We start from the raw sequence: 18,768 nt of genomic DNA on the forward strand, positions 1-18,768 counted from the left end.
TTGTTTCCCGGAGATTACAGCAGTTCTTCCGGATGGGAAACAAGAAATGAAAATCGTAGTTGTGCGGTTGGATAAACGATTGCTTTTCTCGTTTTTTTTGGGCGGATTTCCCGCTTATCATTTTCGATTACGGCAACCGTTTTTACGACGGCGGCAGCTATCCGGTTTCCGACGAAGCGGTTGAGGGGGTCACGCGCTATTGCGAGACGATCGTCCGCAACGCGGGCGACCGGGTCAAACTTTATCAGGTCTGGAACGAGTGGGACGGCGGTTGCGGCATGTGCGGTTTCGGACGCGGTACGCCGGCGGGGTACGTACGTCAAGCTGATGAAGACCGTCTATCCGCGACTGAAGAAAATCGTCCCGGACGCGATCATCATCAGCAACTTCGTCTGCACGGGCGGGAAATTTCTGGAGGAGACGTTCCGTTTCGGTGTTCTTGATTTCTGCGACGGCATCGGATTTCATACCTACAATTGCAACAGGCGGTTCCAGACTCCCGTTGATGAGTGGCTCACGCAGATGAGGAATCTCCGGACTCTGATCCGCAAGTATAACGACGGCAAAGACAAACTGGTCTTTATCACGGAAATGGGGGGCAATCAGCGGAATTCATTCGGCAGTACCGAGGAGGAGAGTGCGATTCGGCTGGCACGCCTTTATTTGCATGCCCGGACATTGCCGTTCCTGAAGGGGATCTGGTGGTATGATTTCCAGGATGACAGGTGGAATGCCTCGCATAACGAAAATAATTTCGGGCTGGTTCGGGCCGACCTGACCCCAAAACGGCCCTATTTTGCGATGAAGTCGCTGGCTGCCCGGCTCGTCCGCGCCGAACTTGTCGGCAGCGAAACACGGGATGGATTGCTGTTGTTGCATGACGGCAAAGAGCAGTTTCTGGCTGCGGTCATTCAGAAGCCGGGAGTCGATCTGCAACTGATTTTTGAAAACGGCGGGCTGGCGTCTGAACCGCTGACGCTGGAACTGGTCGGTTCCGCGGCGCTGACACGTCCCTGGGGATTCCGGGACTGGACGGCGTGAAAGAATCAGGTCGTCCCGAACCGGCTCTCCGTGACGCTCGGCGAAATGCCGCTCCTGATTTCCGGAAATGTTCGGGCGGTTCGGCTTGCGGAGGTGCGACCTCATGCGTTCGACCGGACGAAATTTGTGAAATCCGTGCATTGCTGTCCGGTAAAAATTTCAGCATAGGAACTCGTTGAAAAGTTCAAGTTGTTCGGGAGAATTCCAGTCTGGCGGCTTCGTAATGGTCTTGCGGTTCAATGCGAGGATTTCGAGCAGGGAAAGATTTTGCATAAGCGTATCGCGGATTCGATTCGTTAATTCCGTGAGGCTGAGTTTGAATCCATGCAGGAATTTGATGTATGCAACCAAAAGATAATGGATAATCGCAACATAGATTTGCGTCATGGCCGAATGGCTTTGTATGCCCCAAATGTGGAGCGCATAGCATGTGGAATATGAAAAGCGGAAGGATTCTATGCAGCAAATGTCGTCATCAACAATATTTGTTGCAAGGAACTGTTTTTCAAGATAGCCATATTCCACTGATTACATGGTTTCGCGCCATATGGTATATTTGCTCACAGAAGAATGGAGCAAGCGCACTGGGGTTGCAACGAGTGCTGGGTCTTGGAAGTTATCGCACGGCTTGGCTGATGTTGCATAAACTGCGACGTGCAATGGTTCGCCCAAGACGAGATTGCCTTTCTGGCGTTGTTGAGGTTGACGAAACATATATTGGCGGGGTTCACGAAGGAAAGCGCGGACGCGGTGCCGATGGAAAGAGTATCGTGATGGTCGCGGCAGAATGTGATGGCAAGGGAACTGGACGTATCCGTTTGCTACGAATCAATGGTGTTGATTCTCTAACATTGACTTCGGCAGTTTCGGAACTTGTCTTTCCGGGGTCGAAAATCCTTACCGATGAGTGGGGAGGATATAACAGCCTTTCAAAAAATGGATATATCCACGAGATTCATGTGGTGTCTGGAGAAATCCTGCCCCGTTGTCATCGGGCAATAAGTCTGTTGAAACGATGGATATTGGGTACACTGCAAGGATCAATAGCTCCTGAGCATTTGCAAGATTATCTGAATGAATTTACGTTTCGCTACAACAGAAGGAAATCAAAATCAAGGGGGCTGCTATTCTATCGTCTACTTCAATATGCTGTGGAAACTGCACCTGTCACATACGATGAAATCAAAATAGCACAACCTGTAGGGTAAGGTTGTGTCAAGTGCATACCCCAGTTTGAAAATATCACATCACAAGCGGTACATAAAAAATTTATGCAATGGTCACGAGCTGGATTTTTTCAAAAGCTTTGGCACGCTGGTCTTATGGAGTATGACGAGATGGAAGGGATTGCATGGGAATGGCAGTCGGCGGATGGTTCTCATGGAAAAGCGCCATTGGCGCAAGAACTTGCCGGAGCAAACCCAACAGACCGAGGTAAGCAAGGAAGCAAAAAAAAATCTACTCGTAGACGCAGTTGGCATCCCGTTGTCGATCGTCGTAACCGGAGCCAACAGGCATGATGCAGCCGTTCTTGATGAATTACTCAAGGAGCGTATGAAGCCCCTGGATTTTGAGCATTATGAACACATTACTCAAAATGTTTGCTTGGATGCCGGATATGTCGGAAAAGCGGATGTTGCGTCAAGACATGGCATGGTGCCGCATATTCGACCTCGCGGAGAAGAAAAGAAGGCAATTGAACTGCATGGATTTCGTCCTAAACGATGGATTGTCGAGGTTGCACATTCGTGGTTCAACCGATTCAGAAAAATTCATGTCAGATACGAAAAAACCGCCTGCGCATACAATGCCTTGCTGTACTTGGCAGCTATGATGATAACGATGAATAAAATTATGGCAATTTATCCTCCGTTATGATATTATTAGTTGATAAGTTCTACAGCATCCGGCATGCCGGAGAGAGCGATTACAGAAATGAACAGCAAACAAGTGAACGAGACGACGATACGGCTGAACGCCTTTATGCGTGATGTCAAAGACGGAAATTTGCGAACCATTCTGAAAAACATGCAGTCCATGCTGGACTACCATGCGGAAAAAATTCGAATTTATGAGGAACATCTGTCGGAGCTAACGGGGAAAGCCCGACTGGAACTGACTGATTCGGATAAACGCCGTTTGGCTCAAAAGGGCAAAGCGTTGAACGACTACCTGCTGGCGGCGGTTGAACCGACATGGGCTCCGGGGACATTGCGGGGCTGGTACAATTCTCTGGTCGGCGCAAAATACAACAGCGTCAGAGATGGACAAAAGAAGCGTGGACGCAAACCGATCTCGCAGGAAATCGTGGACGAAGTCTTGAAGCTGGCTAAAAACAATCCGGACTGGGGTTATGACCGTATTGCGGGAGTCATGAAATATCTGAAATACGATGTCAGCGCAACGACGGTTCGCCACATTCTCGATGACAACGGAATTGTTCCGGATCCGGAACGGAGACTGCGCGGAGACTGAGATCAGTTTATTGAGACGCAGCAGTACTCCACCGCTTCGATCGATTATGCTCAGGTGGAACGGCTGACTCCATTCGGACTGGTTCGAGAGAGTCTACTGTTTTTCATGGACATTGGCAGCCGTGAAGTTCGGCTTGGCGGCATCGTTCATGCGCCGGACAGCAACTGGACAACGCAAATAGCCAGAAATATGTGCGATATGTGGGATGGCTTTCTTCTCGGCAAGAAGTATCTGATTCACGACCGCGACAGCCTTTTCAATAAGCGGTTCGATTCCGTTTTTGAATCCATCAGGATTACCATCAAGAAATTGCCGCCGTTTACGCCGCAGATGAATGCACGGATGGAAAACTTTATCCGAGCAATCAAGACAGAGTGTCTTGACAAAATGATCATTACGTCTGAAACGCAGTTGCGGCTGGTCGTAAAAGAATACCTCGAATACTGGAATCATTACCGCCCGCACTCCGGTCTCGGCGGTGCGATGGTCAAACCCTATCCGCAGGACATGAATGCTCCGATAAAAGAGGTTTCATTCCTGGGCGGTTTGCTCCATGGTTATCGACGAGAACAAGCCGCTGCGTGAGCGTAAAGAATTTATGCACCCCCGTTACACGCGCGCGAGGAACAATAACAGGAAGGCTCTGCGACATCGGCTCAATCCGGCTCGAAAACGGAACCAGAACCGGAGATTTGGGAGAATATTTTGAGGTCAATTCCTCGTCCCTCTGGCGTTGAATTTTGGGTTTCTTTTAGGCTATTCTTTCTCTATAAAAGTCCGGAGAATTTTTCGAGAGGGTAAAATTGCTCCTCCTTTTGAGACTCGAAAAATTCGCCATTTTGAGGTGGAGAGAATTTTTCTAAAAAATAAAAAAATGCTCCACCATTTGTTACTCTTAGACGAACACGACGGGAACTTGAAGAAGAACCGGTAGTGTTCGTTTTTTTCATTTTGGATTTTATCGAGGTAGGTTTTATATACCATCTTCAGCATTTCCGGATCATGTGACGCATTTGCAGCCTGCACCAGACGTTCAAGCATCGAAATAACTGTTCCGGCCATATCGAATGATGCGCTGTCGATTTGGCTTTTCTGGTCTTCATAAAACGCAAGTTTTCCGGTCAGACGCTCCACTTCTTGACTGATTGCACCGATTTTCTTGTCCAGCACCGTCAATGTTGCTGGCGATAGATTGTCATTCACCAGCAGTGCGATTAATTTGTCCTGCTCGGCTTTTGCGGTACGCAGTGCGATACGGACGTTTTCTTCGGATGGTTTGATTTCCTCTTCCAGATATTTCCGGCGTTCCCGCTCCACCTCTTCACATGCTACTCTGATGGCAACCGGATCGGGTTTTATGTCTCTGATGCGGTCCAACGCAGCTTCTTCCAAACGTTCCGCGGAAACCCGTGTTTTGCAATTTATGGTATCTGTACACTGGTAATAGTGATATTTCCCGCTTCGGCTGTTCGCGCTGGCGGGGGTCATGAGCCGCCCGCAATGGCAGTATACAAGACCGGTCAGAAGATAGTTATATTTTTGTGCCTTCGGACGTGGACCGTCTTTTTTCTCTGCTCGTTTTTCCTGAACACGCTGGAATAAATCAGGGTCGATGATAGCATCATGTTTACCGGGCACACATAGACCGCCCCATTCAAGTTTACCGATGTAATTTTGGTCCTGCAGCAGCCGGAAGAATTGCGCCCGGTTGATTTCCGGGTATTTGTGCATTAAGTCAATCGGCCGTATATCTGCTGCATAGGATTCAAAAATATCCCGGACAATGGCCGCTTTCCGGGGATCAATATAAAGAGTATTATCTTTGTGACTGCGACGGCAGTAACCGAACGGTACGCGGCCGGACGGCCAGTAACCATTGCGGGCAAGATTCAGCATTCTATCCCGTGTTCCTTTTGCGGATATCTTGCGCGCATACTGGTTGACATGGGTAATAATTCCCATAAGCAATTCACCGTGCAATGTTGAAAAATCAAAATCCGGCTCCGTGGCGCTGGCAAATCGTTTCCCTTTACTGCCCAAAAGCTCCATGATATAGTACATGTCTTTTGGGGCGCGGGTCAGACGGGACAGGTTATAGACACATAGACAATCCCATTCAACAGTGCCGGTTTCCAGTTCGTCAATTACTCCTTGAAACGCCGGACGATGCATATCTTTTCCGCTGGCGAATTCGTCGGATACCACCTTGACTACTTCTCCATGCTGCCCGCGTATAAATTCCTGGCAATATTCAATCTGCATCGGAATTGACGTATCGCCTTCAAAATCGCTGCCGCGAGGACTTACGCGGGCATAGATCAAATATTTCTGGACTTTATCCATTATTTCGCCCGGAATCTTTCTTGAAATTCATCATACTTCTTCATGATATCCGATAAAGTCATGCCGTCGAATTTTTTGCATACTTCGTTCATGTCAATAGCTTTTCCTTGCAGCGCAGCAGGTCCGGTTTCCTGCATAATCATCATTGTTATTGTTGCGGCAACTTTTTTTCGGTCATCTTCGCTTAGCTTCTGTGTCATTTTCTGCAAAGACGATTTGAAAGCATCTTCGCTGCTGCCATTCAGAGTATCGCGCCCGCAACCGGCAAGAAGCATCATTGTTGCGACTAGTAATATAACTCTTTTCATTTTTCGCTTTCCTTTTGTTTCTGCAGCCAAGTTTCCCAAAAATGATGTATCCCATGTTCACGCATTGCGATATCAATAGCATCTTCATTACGCAAGGATTCTTTAATCGGCCATATCCAAAACCAATCGCGGGACATTTTTTCCAAGATAATTGGCGGGCAGCCTTCATTTTCATTGATCGATAACAGGGCAAAACGGGTTTCGTCAAGATCGACAAACACTTTGAACACTGGTTCGGAATAATCTGCCAGCGTTGCAATCACTCGTTGACCGGTTCGCGGTACTTCGTCACGACCAACTAAGACCCTTGTACCTGGTGGATACCACGGCATCATAGATACGCCCGTAATCAGGACTGCAAAATCGCCCGGTTTGGCAGTTGAAAAATAGGAAAATTCGTTTGTTCCCAGCTCGGCCAGCTTATCTCCGAAAGGATGGGTTGCCGGCTGCATTTCCATTGCTTGAGCTACAGACAAAAGCGGAACGGCCACAAAATCACACTTTGACAGGAGCGTTACACTATCTTTTATATAAGGTTTTAATAGTGGTTCGATACGCTGCCATGTGTCATCTTCAAAGTAATTGATTTTACCTTTTAAGATGCGTCCGATGTGCATTCTGCTTAAGCCTAGTTTGTCGGCTAGGGCTGCATCTGATTTCATGCCGGCCCGCATTCGCCGGATAGCGTTTGATAGTGTTAAGTCAATCATTTTCATAGCGTTATCCTCCGGCTATTTACTTTTTATACAATATCATAACTTTTATAGATTACAAATTTTTATAAAAAAGATTTTTTGAACCCTTGATTTTGTAACATGTATAGGTTACATTGTATTTTGTAATACAGGAGGTGATATGAACAAGAAACAGCGGCAACCGGCAAGAGAAAAAACGGTTAAAATCAGTGTCAATGTACATCGTGAGCTGAAAATCAGAGCGGTACGGGACAATCGGAACATCCATCTTGATTTAACAGATGATATAATCATGCTCGGAATCGAAGAATACGACCGGAGCCGAAAAAATTTGCCTTCAATGTAACGCATATAGGTTACATTATGAATGGAGCTATTATCCCTAAAATAAGACAATTGACCGTTGAGGATTATCCTGGCATTACAGATGCAGAGCGTTACCCATATGCTACTCCGGAGCAAATCGCAATGGGAAAACAGATTGCACGGTCAATACTGAAATTTGTACGGGAACATCCCGAGCAAGTTGAACATTACCGGACAGCGCCGGAAGCTACTGTTAAAAGTCTACTGCAAAGGGTCTAAAAAAGAATGGAAAATAATCTGATTGTAAAAAATGAATTATGGCGGGACCTGTGCGCGATTCAAGCAGAATTGGAAGTTCCGAAGGACCGGAACAATGCGTTCGGCGGCTTCAAGTATCGCAAGTGTGAGGACATTTTGCGTGCCGTCAAACCGTTGCTTCATGCGCACGGAATCATCATTTTGCTGTCGGACGAAATTGTCCAGTTCGGGGAATGGGTGTTTGTCAAGGCGACAGCAACCATCCAGCGTGGGGATGCGGTAATCAGTTGCACCGCCTACGCCCGGCACGCCGACGAACGCAAAGGCATGGATGCGGCTCAAGTGACCGGTTCGGCATCGAGCTACGCCCGCAAATATGCGCTTTCCGGCCTGTTCGGAATCAGCGATACCGACGACCCCGACGACCCGCCGCAAGCCGCGCCCGGCATCGCTCCGGCTCCCATGTCGCAGATTGTGCGCCCGGCTGCTCCCGGTCCGGTCCCCGGTAAAACCGTTTTGCCCGGCGTTCGCACGCCGCTTCCCGGAATGCCCGCAACCAACCAGACGAGGTGATTATGTTTTATGTGTTCGATATCGAGACCATGCCGGACAGCAGCAAAATTTCCCTGCTGCCGGAACCGGAAGTCAAGCTTGGCAACCTGAAAGACGAAACCAAGATTGCCGAAAAGAAAGCCGAGGCGCGCGCCGAGCAGATTGCGAAAATGGCGTTGAATCCGCTGTATGGCCGGATCATCTGCGCGGTTTTCTCCGCTCCGGGCGTGAATGGGGAACTTGAAAGCTACCGCCTGACCGCCGGCGATGATGACGAAGAGGAAGCGGCCCTGATTGCCGGCTGTTTCGACGTTCTTCGGCAGGACGGCGCGCGTTTGGTAACGTGGAACGGCATGTGTTTCGATGTGCCGTTTCTGTTCAAGCGCGCGGCGATTCTCGGCGTGCCGTTGCACGATGTGCCGGTCTTGCCGTTCTGGTGCAAACGCTATTCGACCGGTCCCCATATCGACTTGATGCAGGTTTGGAGCAACTGGAATTCGCAGCAGTATGCAAAGCTCGATGACGTGGCCGGAGTTTGCGCCGACGACCATAAAATCAAGATCGATTTCCGCGATTTTCCGGAACTGGTCAAGACCGAGGATGGGCGCAACCGGATTGCCGACTACTGCGAACAGGATGTTCGGCTCACTTACCGTAATTTTCAGAAGTTCAACGGGGTTTTGTTTTAACCCCACAACCAGAAGAAAGGGTTTCTTATGTTCAAGGCAGAGGGTACGTATGATGTGGTGATTACTCGGGCGATTCTCGGGGAATCGAAATTCTGCAAAGACGCTGGCGCATTCGACGTGTGTATCGAGGTGCAGGATGCGAACGGAGTTTCGGACTGGTGGCGCGGGGAGTATTCCAACCGTCCCGGTGTCGGCAATGCCGCCGGCAAAGTTCAGTGGGAAATGACGATGGCGACGCTGACGAAAATCGGCCTCCCGTCCGACAACCTGTTTGAGCATCTGCAGGCCGATGCGGACGGCACCGCGACAATTCCAGCGCTGGTTGGCATCCAGACGACCGCGACCGTCAAGACGACCGAGCGGGACGGCAAGATTTATCACAATGTCCAGTATCTCGGTGACGGCGGCGGCCCGAAGGGGATGAATCTCGGAAACCTGCTTGCCATGTACGGCATGGCCGCGCAGCCGGTCCAGCAGCAGCCGATTCAGCAGCCGGCAGCGCAACCCGCTGCTATGCCGCAGCCCACCGCGCAGCCGGTCCAGCAGCCGGCACAACCGGCAGTCATGCCGGGAACAATCCCGGCGTTTCCGGGCAAGGCCGCTCCGAACGGTCCGTTTGCGAACCTGAAGAGGTAGCCGCAATGGGGGAGTTCCGAATCGTTATTGATACGCGGGAGCAAACCCCGTGGAGCTTCCCCCCGGAAATTTCGGTCGAAATCGGGACCTTGAAAACCGGAGATTATGCGCTGGCTGGCGATGATGCGTTCGCCATCGAACGCAAGTCGAAGGACGATTTTTTAGGGACGGTTTCGACCGGTTGGGGGCGGTTCTGCCGGGAACTGAACCGGATGGAGGCGGCCGGCTTCCCGGCAAAGCCGGTGATTGTTGAGTGTGATTTTTCGGCGTTCTGCTTTTCGGAGCGCAACGGGGAAATCATTCCGCCGGATCATGAACACTACAAACTGACCCCGCAATTCGTCATGAAGCGGATCGGGCAGCTTACCGCGCGCGGAGCGGCGGTTATTTTCGCCGGGAATCCGGAATTTGCATCAGCGCTGGCGCTGGCAATCCTGAAAGAACGGCATGAGGCATTGAATCAATGAAAACGATTGAAGCGAAAATTATACAAATTCTTTGGCCGCGGCTCGGCGTGGATAATCCGCGCTCTTGGTATCGCCTGGAATGCCAGACCGAAACCGGCACGATGATTTGCACCGGTACAATCAAATGGCGGCCGACCGAAAACGAGCTGTTGAAGCTGACCGGAGATTTTGAAGTCTGGAAGGGGCAGCAGTGTTTCAAGTTCGCGGAGGCGCGGCCGAACGTACCGGAGAACCCGCGCGCGCAGCTCTCGTATGTCGTTGAACGCACCCGGGGCATGGGTCCGGCGACCGAGGCGGCAATATGGGACAGTCTCGGCGACGGCTGGCGCAAACTGTCCCCGAAAGAGGCGGAGGCGCTGAAAATCCGGCCGGACGTATACGAGATTTTCAAGCAGCAACTTGATTCGCTGGTCCGCGACAAGGAGAAATGCGACGCAATTTCGTACCTGATCGGCCGCGGCTGCTCAAATGCACTGGCGTGCGCGGCGTGGGAGGCGTGGGAAACGGACGCGGTCGGGATCGTCAATTCCGACTGTTACCGGCTGGCCGACTTGTCCGGGTTCGGCTTTGCTGATGTGGACGGCAAAGTTCGGCTGTCTTACGACATCGGGGACGAAGACCCGCGCCGGATCAAAGCGGCGATCATCTACGCCATGCGGCAACTTACCGGCTCCGGTTCAACGGTGATTTCCTGGGTGGAACTGGTGCAGAAACTCGGAGAGCTGAAAATCAACCTGCAGCTTGCACAAGCGGCGGTTGGCAACATGTTCGACGATTTTACGTTGCGCGGGTTCGCCGGCGAAGAGATGGTTGCGCTCGGCTTCCATTACAACGCCGAAACCGAAATACTGAACTATTTAGGGGGGAAGCATGAGTAAATGTGGAAAACTGTGTGAAGTGTACAGCCGGGTTTGCGGCTATTTCCGGCCGGTTGCGAACTGGAACAAGGGCAAACAGGAGGAATTCAAGGAGCGCCGGCCGTTCGATGTACCGGGAAAAACGGCGACTGAGAAGCCCGGAAAGGATGCTGAAAAATGAGTTTTCAGCTCGATCAATCGCAATTGGCCGCGGTCCGGTTCGCCGCCGGGAACCGGTTTTCGATCATCAACGGCGGGGCCGGATGCGGCAAGACGACGATCATCAAGGAGATCGTCAAAACGCTGCGGAGCAACGGCAAGGCTGTCGGGCTTTGCGCGCCGACCGGCAAGGCGGCCGCCCGGCTGAAAGAGGCGACCGGCACGCCGACCGCAACCGTTCATTCCCTGCTCGGTTACGATGGGGCGATGTACAACGAGCCGCCGTTTCCGGGCAAAACAATCATCATCGACGAATCGAGCATGATGGATTCATGCTTGTTGGCGGAGGTGGTCAAGCGGGAACCGGAACGGCTGATTCTGGTGGGGGATCAGGCGCAGTTGACGCCGGTTGGAGCGGGGCAGCCGTTTCACGACATCATCGACTTTTTTCCGGAACACGTCCGGACGCTGACCACCTGTTACCGCAACACGGAAGCCGTATTCAAGGCCGCGTCCGCCATCCGGCGCGGCGAAATGCCGCTGCTGCACGACAAATCAGACAATGAGGTTTGGGACGTGTACGACAGCGGAGAAGCGGAAATTACGCAGCAGGTAATCCTTGAGTGGGTAAAAAAAGGCGTTTTCAATTTTGAAACTGATATCATTCTGGCACCGAAAAACGGAGAGCGCAACAAGGAAACCGGCCTGTTTCCGGCCTGTACCGTCAACCGCCTGAACGAAGAAATTATCAAGATCGTGAATCCGCGCTCCTCTGCCGAGGCACGGAAATTTCTGCCTGGCGACCGGGTAATCAACACGAAAAACAATCCGGACAAGGATATCTGGAACGGCACGACCGGCACCGTTCACGCTATCGACGAAGACGGCAAATTGTGGTTAAGGCTGGATATCCCGATTACCGACCCGAACCGGCCCGAAGAGGTGAAAGACCTGGTATTGCTGAATAGGGACGAACAATCGCACCTGTCGCACGCTTACGCGCTGACGGTCCACAAATCGCAGGGCAGCCAATACCGGCAGGTCTGTTTCGTCTGCCTGATGCGCGACCGGTTTATCCTGAACCGTTCGCTTGCCTATACCGCCGTCACGCGCACGAAACAGCGCTGCATCGTTGCCGGGCAGGTATTTGCACTGGCGCAGTCGATGCAGCGGGAGAAGTCAAAGCAGACGGTAATTCAAATTCTGGCCGGAAAGAGAGGATAAAATGAATGGAGAGAATCAGAGTTCGGCTTGGAAGAGAGCTTTTCAGGGTTATGCGCGGTTACTGTACGTACTGCGAAACGGCACTTTCGACGACGTTCCGGCGGTTGATCGAGGAAAACCGCGCGCAGATCGACGGCGGAAAAAGCGCCGTGGAATTTCTGGACGCCAACAGAGTTTCCACAACCGGCGGCGGAAGTCCGGAAATTGCCGTTCCCGGCATGACGGCACGGGCGTATGAAACACCGGACTATCTGCGCGCGGTTGTACACGCCAACCGGAACCGCCTCCGGATCACACCGGAGCAGCGCCGCGCGAAGCTGGACCGGGATATCGCCAGACTAGACCGGCAAATCGCGCAGGAATTCGCAGAACTTCAAAAACAACCATATATCATTGAGGGAGAATAGACCATGAAAAATTGTTTCAAGCTGATCGACGAAACCGCCAAGCAATTGCCGATGAACACCGCCGCCGCCGCGGTTTTCAACCGTGTTGTACTGCTGGATGCACTGAAACGAGTTGCGCCGGCAACCTGCCGGAAAAGCAGCGTTTTGCCGATTCTGCAAAACGTCCTGTTCAACGTGCAGAAGGACGGCAGCGCAATAATTACCGCGACGAATCTTGAATTGTCGGTTTCGGTGACGCTGGCGACCGAGGCCCGCCGGAACGTAATTTTTACAGTACCGTTTGCGCCGTTGCTGAAAGCGGTTCGTCTGATGCGTTGCGACCGAATCGGATTTTTACCGGGCGAAAACACGGTTGTTTTTGAATCCGGCTCCGTGTCAGTAACGGCGCATACCTGCCCGGCGGCCGATTATCCGCAGATGGAAAGCGTACTGAAAATGTCCATCCGCAACACGATCAGCGACAGCGTGCAGTTTTTCGACGACCTGGCACGGGCGCAGAAGTGTACATCGCAGGATGATTCGCGCCGGGCGTTGACCGGCGTATATCTGAAAAAGGAGTATGGGCGGGCGGTTGTTACCGGAACGGACGGCAAGCGACTGCTGATTATCGAAAGCACGGAAATGGCCGGCGACGATGTGAATCCGGCAATCCTGCCGGGGAAATTCATTCCCGCACTGAAAACCGCGTTTGCGGGGAAGGGAGGTGCATTGACGGTGGATTTTTACGAATCGCATATCGTGATGGAAAGCTCGAATATCCGGGTTGCACTGAAAAAGATCGAAGGGAGTTACCCGAATGCCAAACAGGTTATTCCGGTCATTCTGCCCGAGAAACTGCACATTTCCGCGTTTGTGCTGGAATGGCTGATCAATTGCGCGGAGTTGGTCAGGGATGAAAACAATTATCTGGAAATGTACCTGAAACCCGGCCGGCTCGAACTCAAAACGGAAAGTTGCAGTGTGGATGCAATCGGGGCCGCATTCTGCAACCTTGAATCGAATGACTACGCCGGGGACCGGGAATTTCATTTCACGTTCAATCCCGATTTTTTGCGAATGGCGACGCTGGCCGGCGACGACCTTACTATCAGTTTTCAGGACCCGCTTTCTCCTGTCATGTTCAGCAGCCCCGGCCGTTGCTATGTCCTGATGCCGATCCGCAAGAAGTGAAAACAGTATGAAACATATCGTTTGTTATTCTGGCGGTATTGAGTCCGCGTTGGCAGCTATTGAGGTAGTCCGAAAGTACGGCCGCAAAAACGTCATACTGGTGAATCATAACATTTGTACCGAGGCCGAGGACCCCGATATCAAAGACTACAAATATAACATCGCCGACTATCTCGGTCTTAACATCGAATTCGTGACGGCGCAGGAGACGTTCCCGCATTTAGACCCGATCAAAACTTGTATAGAAATTCGAGCGTTCAAGGTGGGAAAGGGGCGTGAGCTGTGTACTGCCAAACTCAAAACGGAGCCTTTCATGCGCTGGCTCTCTACCCATTACCGCCCGGACGAGTGTGTCATCTATTACGGGTTCACCAGTTTTGAAAACAACCGTTGTGCCCGACGAATCGAGGCGATGTGTAAGGCGGGCTGGAGACTGGATTTTCCGCTGCTATGGTGGGATCGAACGATTTACGATACTGCCGAAATCGGTATTCCGCGTCCTGAACATTATCAGATATGGCAGCACGGAAACTGTATTGGCTGTTTGAAAGCAGGATGGCTGCATTGGTACTGCGTGTACGTCCACCGCCGCGACCGCTGGGAGCTGGCGAAGAAAGCTGAAAAGGAAATCGGTTATACGATCAACCGACGCAACAATCTCCCCTGTCTTCTGATCGAACGCGAAGAGGAATTTGAAGTGTTACGCCGCGCCGGGCTTCCGGCAACTGAATGGATACCGAGCGGCAAATTTTGGAGCATGGCGCGCAATCTGCTGAAGAACAATCAACCGGAATTTAACTTTAAAGAGGATTTGAGATGAGCGAAGGGTGGATTGGGGTTGACCTTGACGGAACGTTGGCAGAGTATGATGGTTGGAAAGGTGTAGAACACATTGGAAAACCTATTCCAAGTATGGTGGAACGGGTGAAAGCATGGATTATCGAAGGGAAAGACGTTCGCATCTTCACCGCCCGCGTATGCATGTCTCAGTCAAAAAAAGATTTTACCACAGCATATGAAGCTATAGCGGCATGGTGTCGCAAATACATTGGCAAGGAACTTAAAATCACCGCAGAAAAGGATTGGAAAATGATAAAGTTGTGGGATGACAGGTGCGTAAGTGTCATCCCAAATACCGGAGAGATCATCCCTTTGGATTCTAATGAACGTGTAAAGGAGCTGGAAGCCGAGCGCGACCGGCTCCGGAAGGCACTGAAAGAAGTTCTGAACTGTGAAGTTGTAACGGACACTGGAGATTATTCTAAAGGCGGTACTGGATTCGATTGTAATGAAGTAAAAGAAATTATACGCGGGGCGCTGGCGGAATGAGGTCGAAGCGAGCAAAGGAGTGGCGGATGAACCGGAATGCGGGGAATGGGGAGTTTGAAACTATGGTTGGAGATATAGAATGAATGAAACGACATGGGGGAAAGTGCATCGATTACAGTGTGACTTGGATTATCTTTTGCAGGAGCGTGATAGTAAGCCGGAACAAGTAAATGCGAAACACGCATGGGATATGATCCTGCGGTACAGCATACGGGAATTGCAGGACATCAAAGAATTGGTCACGCAAAATACCGAGCAGATGGATCGGCTTTATAATGCGATGAGAAACGTTCTTCAGGTACTTGATGAAGCAGCTCAACAGGAACCGCAGGTTATTGATTTCCCCGGATTGACAAAACAAATACGCGAGGCGTTGAAATGAGAGAAGAAATGAAACCATGCCGTCGTTGCGGTCTAGATGTATCCTCGGATGGTATTGAAGTTACGCAAACTGCTACTGGTACATACACTGCAAGATTCGAGTGTCCGGACTGTGGAGAAGTGGCGGAAACGTGTATGCGACATTCTTCCGAAGATTTCGCAATCGCTGATGTGATTGATGATTGGAACCGGCGTTGGATTGATCCTGCTCTAACCGCTCGAATCGCGGAGCTGGAAGCCGAGCGCGACCGGCTGCGGGAGGCGCTGCAGGAAATCATTAGTTGCCAACCGGAGATGTGCCTTGCCCGGTATTGTTGTCGTAAGTGTGAAAGTATGGCAGGAATTGCGCGTAAGGCGCTGAAAGGAGCGGGAGAATGAAATGTCCGAAGTGTGGGTCCGAGCATATTTCTCAGGAACGTCGAATCGATGGTGATGCCATTTGCATGGACTGCCACCATCGCGGAAAGCCGGAGGAGTTCCGCCAGAAAACCAACTTTGAAAAGATGACCGCCAGCCCGGAAGCGCTGGCGGAAGAAATGGTGTTTGAAGCCATAAAGGGAATATGGCGATACAGGATCGGCGAGAAAATATCGATGCAGGCTTTTCGCAGCAGATGGGAAGCGGAACGAGACGCGGTCGAATATCTCAAGCAGGAGGTGGAAAATGAGCAGCATTCTTGACCGTTGCGCGGAAGTAGAGGCGGAGCGCCGGAAATGTTGCGGAAAGGAACGAGAAACGATGGAAAATGAAAAAGGAGAGGTTTTTTCTGGAAGGTATTGTGGGAATAACAATGAACAATGCAGCTATCTGCTTGGTGATGCTACTGGATTTATACGTTCAAGATGCACCAAATATAAGAAAATCGTAAGACCATATAAATCTTCATATTGTATAAAGTGCAAGGAATGTAAGGCGCTAAGGCGAGCGGAAGAACAGGGAAAATACGATGAAATTTTATGATTACTCACAAATCAAGGCTGCTGCCGATTGTGTAGCCGTGGCGCGTGACTTCCTGGGGCTGCAACTGTCCCCGGAGGGGCGTTGCGCGGCGACGTGGCGCGGCGGCGCTAATCCCGAATCGGTTTCGATTAACCGCGACGGCTGGCACGATTTCGGGACGGAGGAATCCGGCAGCGTTATCGACCTGGTTGCGCGTGTCCGCTGTTCCGGGAATCTCGCGGAGGCACAAGAGCTTTTAGGGAACTATTTACACCTGTCTCCAACAATGGCGACGAAGGCCGGCTGCATCGAATCCGGAGAGAGGTACGATAAGTTAATTGCAGCAGGATATCACGAGGTCAAACGGTACAACTATACCGACGCCGCCGGCGTGCTGGTGAATCAGGTCGTCCGGCTGGAACATCCAACGCAAAAAAAGGAGTTTCTGCAATGCACACCGCGCGGGTGGGGATTGCGTGACGTTATCCCGCCGCTGTACAATCTGCCGATGCTGCGCTCCTCCTCCTGGGCGTTGCTGGTCGAGGGCGAAAAGGACGCGGACAATCTGATCGCGTTCAATTTGCCCGCCACCACCGTCTGCGGAGGCGCTAAAAAATGGCGGGACGAATACACGCAGGAGTTCGACGACAAGGATGTGGCAATCCTGCCCGACAATGACGACGCAGGCCGCGCCCATGCCCGTTTGATTGCTCATAAATTAGTCGCGCGCGCGCGTGTGAAGTCGGTTCGGATCGTGCCGACCAGCAGCGCCCCGAAAGGCGACGTTTCCGACTTCTTCGCTGAGGGGCGTACCTGGGATGATGTCGCCGCCCTGATTGCCGCCGCGCCCGCCTTAACCGCCGCAGAGCTGGCCGACGCGGTCGATGACTACAATATCGAGGAAGCGAAAGCGGCGAATTCTGTTCCGTTCCGCAACTTCACGCCGACCGTTCAGGAGCAGCCCGGAGGCCGAAAAAAGACAATCAAATCGCCGCGGCAGATCAATAAACTGATCGACGACGTGAACCGGCGGTTTCTCGGCTTCCCGCGTAAAGTCGGCGAAAAATTGTTCGACCATGACCGCGATACCCGGCGGATTGTCTATGTCGAGCGCCAGACGGCATTTTTTGCATGGATTCAGCGCAAATCCGGCCAGTTGATCGAATGGTCAAGAGAGGAAGGATGCGTGACCAAAGAAGAGCTTTTCGAGGGTGTATTTGCTGCCGCACGCCGCTATGAAGCAATCAGTCATGTTCCGGACTGGCCGCGCCGGGATGATGTGTACTATGCTTATTCTGAACTGCCGAAGCCGGACCCGGAACACAAATATTTTGAAAAGCTGGTCAGCTTCTTTGAGCCGGTAAACGATTGCTACCGGGTATTGCTGAAAGCGATGATTACCGCGCCTTTGTTTTACATTCGCGGCGTGCCGCGGCCGGTATGGATCGTCGATTCTGTGGACGGAGCCGGAAGCGGCAAAACAAAACTGGTCGAGGCTATCGCGGAACTGTACGGAGCCGCGCCGATATCGACCAACGAGAACGAAATCAAAAAGCAGTATACAGACCTTGTAAAACGGGTGGTTTCGAGCGCCGGCCGGCAATCGCGCATTCTGCTGCTGGATAACGTGACCGGTTCGTTCACCTGTCCCGAGCTGGCGGACATGGCGACCAAAACCGATATTTCCGGCCGGCCGGCCTACGGCAGCGGGGAGGAAGTCAGACCGAATAACCTGGTCTATGTCATTACCGCGAATTCCGCGAACGTGGACAATGATATCGCAAGCCGGGCATACTATGTGTACGTCAGGCGGCCTGCCTATTCCGTGAACTGGTTGCGTGATTTATTCGACTACATCCGCGAATACCGCTTGAATATTCTGGTCGATTTGATCGATATTCTTGAACACCACAGGCCGTTCGGCCTGCCGCCCGTGACCCGGTGCCCGGAGTTCGAGACGATGATTTTACAGACGCATTGCCGTGACACCGACGAATACAGCAACGTCATAAAGCTGATCACGCAGGACAAAGCCGAAACCAACGTTGAGGAAGAGCGCGCGAAACAAGTGGAAGAGGTATTGCGCTATCATCTGATCGAGGTTCAGAGCGTGCCGCGGATTAATCCTGACACTGACCGCGTTTTCATTCGCTCCGAGGTGCTGGAAGCATGGTTGAAGCGGGAGAACGCTTTCAAGGATGACCGCAATATCGTGCAGACTGTCCGGAATCTGGCGAACGTCGGCTTGCTGCAGACGATTGATAAAAAGGTCAGGCGCTACCCGTGGAGAGGTAATCCGCGCTCCGGCGTACTTTGGAATCCGCCATGTAGCGGAAACGAAGAAATTATCACTATCGGCAGAATCGGCAGCGGAAAAATAGGTGTTGTAATCGAGATATAAGCAAAAATGTTTTCAAATGCCGTGTTGCAGGTTGCAGCAGTTGAAGCAAACAATAAGGAAAAGTTTTCGGAAATGATATGTAGCAAGTTGTAGCAATTGAAGCGCTACCAGCGGCGACAAGGGTGCTTCAA

The 18,768-nt window shown here is 51.6% G+C and carries 24 protein-coding genes and 2 pseudogenes; 23 read left to right on the forward strand and 3 right to left on the reverse strand.

What is annotated here, in order from left to right:
- The first annotated feature begins 327 nt into the window (after positions 1 to 327).
- The 6 genes and pseudogenes from FYJ85_RS11120 to FYJ85_RS11140 all read left to right on the forward strand — a co-directional run bounded on the left by FYJ85_RS11120 (position 328) and on the right by FYJ85_RS11140 (position 4,101).
- The gene (locus tag FYJ85_RS11120) at positions 328 to 1,041 is read left to right on the forward strand and encodes a hypothetical protein (RefSeq protein WP_154418542.1); all 714 of its coding nucleotides are present in this window, start codon (positions 328 to 330) and stop codon (positions 1,039 to 1,041) included.
- A gap of 395 nt (positions 1,042 to 1,436) precedes the next feature.
- Positions 1,437 to 1,508: pseudogene (locus FYJ85_RS24040) on the forward strand (hypothetical protein); the annotation flags it as partial.
- A 21-nt stretch (positions 1,509 to 1,529) separates the two neighbouring features.
- On the forward strand, positions 1,530 to 2,249 hold the full coding sequence (locus FYJ85_RS11125) for an IS1595 family transposase (protein WP_268878755.1): 720 nt from the start codon (positions 1,530 to 1,532) through the stop codon (positions 2,247 to 2,249).
- A 172-nt stretch (positions 2,250 to 2,421) separates the two neighbouring features.
- Positions 2,422 to 2,919 (forward strand): transposase, encoded by a 498-nt coding sequence (locus FYJ85_RS11130; protein ID WP_206213120.1) that lies wholly within the window; start codon positions 2,422 to 2,424, stop codon positions 2,917 to 2,919.
- Positions 2,920 to 2,976: 57 nt separating this feature from the next.
- On the forward strand, positions 2,977 to 3,516 hold the full coding sequence (locus tag FYJ85_RS11135; RefSeq protein WP_206213121.1) for a helix-turn-helix domain-containing protein: 540 nt from the start codon (positions 2,977 to 2,979) through the stop codon (positions 3,514 to 3,516).
- 105 nt (positions 3,517 to 3,621) lie between these two features.
- Positions 3,622 to 4,101: an integrase core domain-containing protein gene (locus FYJ85_RS11140; protein WP_154418548.1), complete on the forward strand. Its 480-nt coding sequence runs from the start codon at positions 3,622 to 3,624 to the stop codon at positions 4,099 to 4,101.
- Between the two features lie 171 nt (positions 4,102 to 4,272).
- Here the strand turns inward: FYJ85_RS11140 and FYJ85_RS11145 are convergent, their stop codons facing one another.
- The 3 genes from FYJ85_RS11145 to FYJ85_RS11155 are packed head-to-tail and all read right to left on the reverse strand — an operon-like array spanning position 4,273 to position 6,883.
- The gene (locus tag FYJ85_RS11145; RefSeq protein ID WP_154418550.1) at positions 4,273 to 5,859 is read right to left on the reverse strand and encodes a recombinase family protein; all 1,587 of its coding nucleotides are present in this window, start codon (positions 5,857 to 5,859) and stop codon (positions 4,273 to 4,275) included.
- Entirely contained in the window at positions 5,859 to 6,167 is a 309-nt protein-coding gene (locus FYJ85_RS11150) for a DUF6694 family lipoprotein (RefSeq protein WP_154418552.1), read from the reverse strand. The genes FYJ85_RS11145 and FYJ85_RS11150 overlap by 1 nt, the downstream gene beginning before the upstream one ends.
- Positions 6,164 to 6,883: a S24 family peptidase gene (locus FYJ85_RS11155; RefSeq protein ID WP_154418554.1), complete on the reverse strand. Its 720-nt coding sequence runs from the start codon at positions 6,881 to 6,883 to the stop codon at positions 6,164 to 6,166. Before FYJ85_RS11155 ends, FYJ85_RS11150 begins: the two co-directional genes overlap by 4 nt.
- Positions 6,884 to 7,022: 139 nt before the next feature.
- Here FYJ85_RS11155 and FYJ85_RS11160 point away from each other — a divergent pair, with 139 nt between their 5' ends.
- The 17 genes and pseudogenes from FYJ85_RS11160 (at position 7,023) to FYJ85_RS23120 (ending at position 18,637) form a co-directional block, all read left to right on the forward strand.
- Positions 7,023 to 7,208 (forward strand): hypothetical protein, encoded by a 186-nt coding sequence (locus tag FYJ85_RS11160; protein ID WP_154418556.1) that lies wholly within the window; start codon positions 7,023 to 7,025, stop codon positions 7,206 to 7,208.
- 245 nt (positions 7,209 to 7,453) lie between these two features.
- Positions 7,454 to 7,999, forward strand: a complete 546-nt coding sequence (locus tag FYJ85_RS11165) for an ERF family protein (protein ID WP_154418558.1) — start codon at positions 7,454 to 7,456, stop codon at positions 7,997 to 7,999.
- Positions 8,000 to 8,001: 2 nt separating this feature from the next.
- Complete coding sequence (locus FYJ85_RS11170) at positions 8,002 to 8,667, forward strand: ribonuclease H-like domain-containing protein (RefSeq protein ID WP_154418560.1); 666 nt, start codon at positions 8,002 to 8,004, stop codon at positions 8,665 to 8,667.
- Positions 8,668 to 8,694: 27 nt separating this feature from the next.
- The gene (locus FYJ85_RS23115) at positions 8,695 to 9,303 is read left to right on the forward strand and encodes a hypothetical protein (protein WP_206213122.1); all 609 of its coding nucleotides are present in this window, start codon (positions 8,695 to 8,697) and stop codon (positions 9,301 to 9,303) included.
- Positions 9,304 to 9,308: 5 nt separating this feature from the next.
- Positions 9,309 to 9,770: an ERCC4 domain-containing protein gene (locus FYJ85_RS11180; RefSeq protein WP_154418562.1), complete on the forward strand. Its 462-nt coding sequence runs from the start codon at positions 9,309 to 9,311 to the stop codon at positions 9,768 to 9,770.
- Positions 9,767 to 10,648 (forward strand): helix-hairpin-helix domain-containing protein, encoded by an 882-nt coding sequence (locus FYJ85_RS11185; protein WP_154418563.1) that lies wholly within the window; start codon positions 9,767 to 9,769, stop codon positions 10,646 to 10,648. Before FYJ85_RS11180 ends, FYJ85_RS11185 begins: the two co-directional genes overlap by 4 nt.
- Before the next feature lies 1 nt (position 10,649).
- Positions 10,650 to 10,808: pseudogene (gene nrdD / locus FYJ85_RS11190) on the forward strand (anaerobic ribonucleoside-triphosphate reductase); the annotation flags it as partial.
- Positions 10,805 to 12,010 carry an ATP-dependent DNA helicase gene (locus FYJ85_RS11195; protein WP_154418567.1) on the forward strand — a complete coding sequence of 402 codons (1,206 nt, stop codon included), beginning with the start codon at positions 10,805 to 10,807 and terminating at the stop codon, positions 12,008 to 12,010. The pseudogene nrdD and the gene FYJ85_RS11195, both read left to right, overlap by 4 nt.
- 5 nt (positions 12,011 to 12,015) lie before the next feature.
- Positions 12,016 to 12,417 (forward strand): hypothetical protein, encoded by a 402-nt coding sequence (locus FYJ85_RS11200; protein WP_154418569.1) that lies wholly within the window; start codon positions 12,016 to 12,018, stop codon positions 12,415 to 12,417.
- Positions 12,418 to 12,420: 3 nt separating this feature from the next.
- On the forward strand, positions 12,421 to 13,587 hold the full coding sequence (locus FYJ85_RS11205; RefSeq protein WP_154418571.1) for a DNA polymerase III subunit beta: 1,167 nt from the start codon (positions 12,421 to 12,423) through the stop codon (positions 13,585 to 13,587).
- 7 nt (positions 13,588 to 13,594) lie between these two features.
- Entirely contained in the window at positions 13,595 to 14,407 is an 813-nt protein-coding gene (locus FYJ85_RS11210; protein WP_154418573.1) for an adenine nucleotide alpha hydrolase family protein, read from the forward strand.
- The gene (locus tag FYJ85_RS11215; RefSeq protein ID WP_206213123.1) at positions 14,404 to 14,916 is read left to right on the forward strand and encodes a hypothetical protein; all 513 of its coding nucleotides are present in this window, start codon (positions 14,404 to 14,406) and stop codon (positions 14,914 to 14,916) included. The genes FYJ85_RS11210 and FYJ85_RS11215 overlap by 4 nt, the downstream gene beginning before the upstream one ends.
- A 79-nt stretch (positions 14,917 to 14,995) precedes the next feature.
- Positions 14,996 to 15,298, forward strand: a complete 303-nt coding sequence (locus FYJ85_RS11220) for a hypothetical protein (RefSeq protein WP_154418575.1) — start codon at positions 14,996 to 14,998, stop codon at positions 15,296 to 15,298.
- Between the two features lie 134 nt (positions 15,299 to 15,432).
- Positions 15,433 to 15,675, forward strand: a complete 243-nt coding sequence (locus FYJ85_RS11225; RefSeq protein ID WP_154418577.1) for a hypothetical protein — start codon at positions 15,433 to 15,435, stop codon at positions 15,673 to 15,675.
- The gene (locus tag FYJ85_RS11230; protein WP_154418579.1) at positions 15,672 to 15,977 is read left to right on the forward strand and encodes a hypothetical protein; all 306 of its coding nucleotides are present in this window, start codon (positions 15,672 to 15,674) and stop codon (positions 15,975 to 15,977) included. The genes FYJ85_RS11225 and FYJ85_RS11230 overlap by 4 nt, the downstream gene beginning before the upstream one ends.
- Complete coding sequence (locus FYJ85_RS11235; RefSeq protein WP_154418581.1) at positions 15,961 to 16,257, forward strand: hypothetical protein; 297 nt, start codon at positions 15,961 to 15,963, stop codon at positions 16,255 to 16,257. The genes FYJ85_RS11230 and FYJ85_RS11235 overlap by 17 nt, the downstream gene beginning before the upstream one ends.
- Positions 16,244 to 18,637, forward strand: a complete 2,394-nt coding sequence (locus FYJ85_RS23120) for a hypothetical protein (protein WP_206213124.1) — start codon at positions 16,244 to 16,246, stop codon at positions 18,635 to 18,637. The genes FYJ85_RS11235 and FYJ85_RS23120 overlap by 14 nt, the downstream gene beginning before the upstream one ends.
- The last annotated feature ends 131 nt before the right edge of the window (positions 18,638 to 18,768 follow it).

Origin of the sequence: Victivallis lenta, assembly GCF_009695545.1 — a bacterium.
Taxonomy (GTDB): Bacteria; Verrucomicrobiota; Lentisphaeria; order Victivallales; family Victivallaceae; genus Victivallis; species Victivallis lenta.

Bases quoted from the DNA above. Each gene is read 5' to 3' on its own strand.
- FYJ85_RS11120 (WP_154418542.1), top strand. From the start codon at position 328: ATGAAGACCGTCTATCCGCGACTGAAGAAAATCGTCCCGGACGCGATC.
- FYJ85_RS11130 (WP_206213120.1), top strand. From the start codon at position 2,422: ATGGAAAAGCGCCATTGGCGCAAGAACTTGCCGGAGCAAACCCAACAG.
- FYJ85_RS11135 (WP_206213121.1), top strand. From the start codon at position 2,977: ATGAACAGCAAACAAGTGAACGAGACGACGATACGGCTGAACGCCTTT.
- FYJ85_RS11140 (WP_154418548.1), top strand. From the start codon at position 3,622: ATGGACATTGGCAGCCGTGAAGTTCGGCTTGGCGGCATCGTTCATGCG.
- FYJ85_RS11145 (WP_154418550.1), bottom strand. From the start codon at position 5,859: ATGGATAAAGTCCAGAAATATTTGATCTATGCCCGCGTAAGTCCTCGC.
- FYJ85_RS11150 (WP_154418552.1), bottom strand. From the start codon at position 6,167: ATGAAAAGAGTTATATTACTAGTCGCAACAATGATGCTTCTTGCCGGT.
- FYJ85_RS11155 (WP_154418554.1), bottom strand. From the start codon at position 6,883: ATGAAAATGATTGACTTAACACTATCAAACGCTATCCGGCGAATGCGG.
- FYJ85_RS11160 (WP_154418556.1), top strand. From the start codon at position 7,023: ATGAACAAGAAACAGCGGCAACCGGCAAGAGAAAAAACGGTTAAAATC.
- FYJ85_RS11165 (WP_154418558.1), top strand. From the start codon at position 7,454: ATGGAAAATAATCTGATTGTAAAAAATGAATTATGGCGGGACCTGTGC.
- FYJ85_RS11170 (WP_154418560.1), top strand. From the start codon at position 8,002: ATGTTTTATGTGTTCGATATCGAGACCATGCCGGACAGCAGCAAAATT.
- FYJ85_RS23115 (WP_206213122.1), top strand. From the start codon at position 8,695: ATGTTCAAGGCAGAGGGTACGTATGATGTGGTGATTACTCGGGCGATT.
- FYJ85_RS11180 (WP_154418562.1), top strand. From the start codon at position 9,309: ATGGGGGAGTTCCGAATCGTTATTGATACGCGGGAGCAAACCCCGTGG.
- FYJ85_RS11185 (WP_154418563.1), top strand. From the start codon at position 9,767: ATGAAAACGATTGAAGCGAAAATTATACAAATTCTTTGGCCGCGGCTC.
- FYJ85_RS11195 (WP_154418567.1), top strand. From the start codon at position 10,805: ATGAGTTTTCAGCTCGATCAATCGCAATTGGCCGCGGTCCGGTTCGCC.
- FYJ85_RS11200 (WP_154418569.1), top strand. From the start codon at position 12,016: ATGGAGAGAATCAGAGTTCGGCTTGGAAGAGAGCTTTTCAGGGTTATG.
- FYJ85_RS11205 (WP_154418571.1), top strand. From the start codon at position 12,421: ATGAAAAATTGTTTCAAGCTGATCGACGAAACCGCCAAGCAATTGCCG.
- FYJ85_RS11210 (WP_154418573.1), top strand. From the start codon at position 13,595: ATGAAACATATCGTTTGTTATTCTGGCGGTATTGAGTCCGCGTTGGCA.
- FYJ85_RS11215 (WP_206213123.1), top strand. From the start codon at position 14,404: ATGAGCGAAGGGTGGATTGGGGTTGACCTTGACGGAACGTTGGCAGAG.
- FYJ85_RS11220 (WP_154418575.1), top strand. From the start codon at position 14,996: ATGAATGAAACGACATGGGGGAAAGTGCATCGATTACAGTGTGACTTG.
- FYJ85_RS11225 (WP_154418577.1), top strand. From the start codon at position 15,433: ATGCGACATTCTTCCGAAGATTTCGCAATCGCTGATGTGATTGATGAT.
- FYJ85_RS11230 (WP_154418579.1), top strand. From the start codon at position 15,672: ATGAAATGTCCGAAGTGTGGGTCCGAGCATATTTCTCAGGAACGTCGA.
- FYJ85_RS11235 (WP_154418581.1), top strand. From the start codon at position 15,961: ATGAGCAGCATTCTTGACCGTTGCGCGGAAGTAGAGGCGGAGCGCCGG.
- FYJ85_RS23120 (WP_206213124.1), top strand. From the start codon at position 16,244: ATGAAATTTTATGATTACTCACAAATCAAGGCTGCTGCCGATTGTGTA.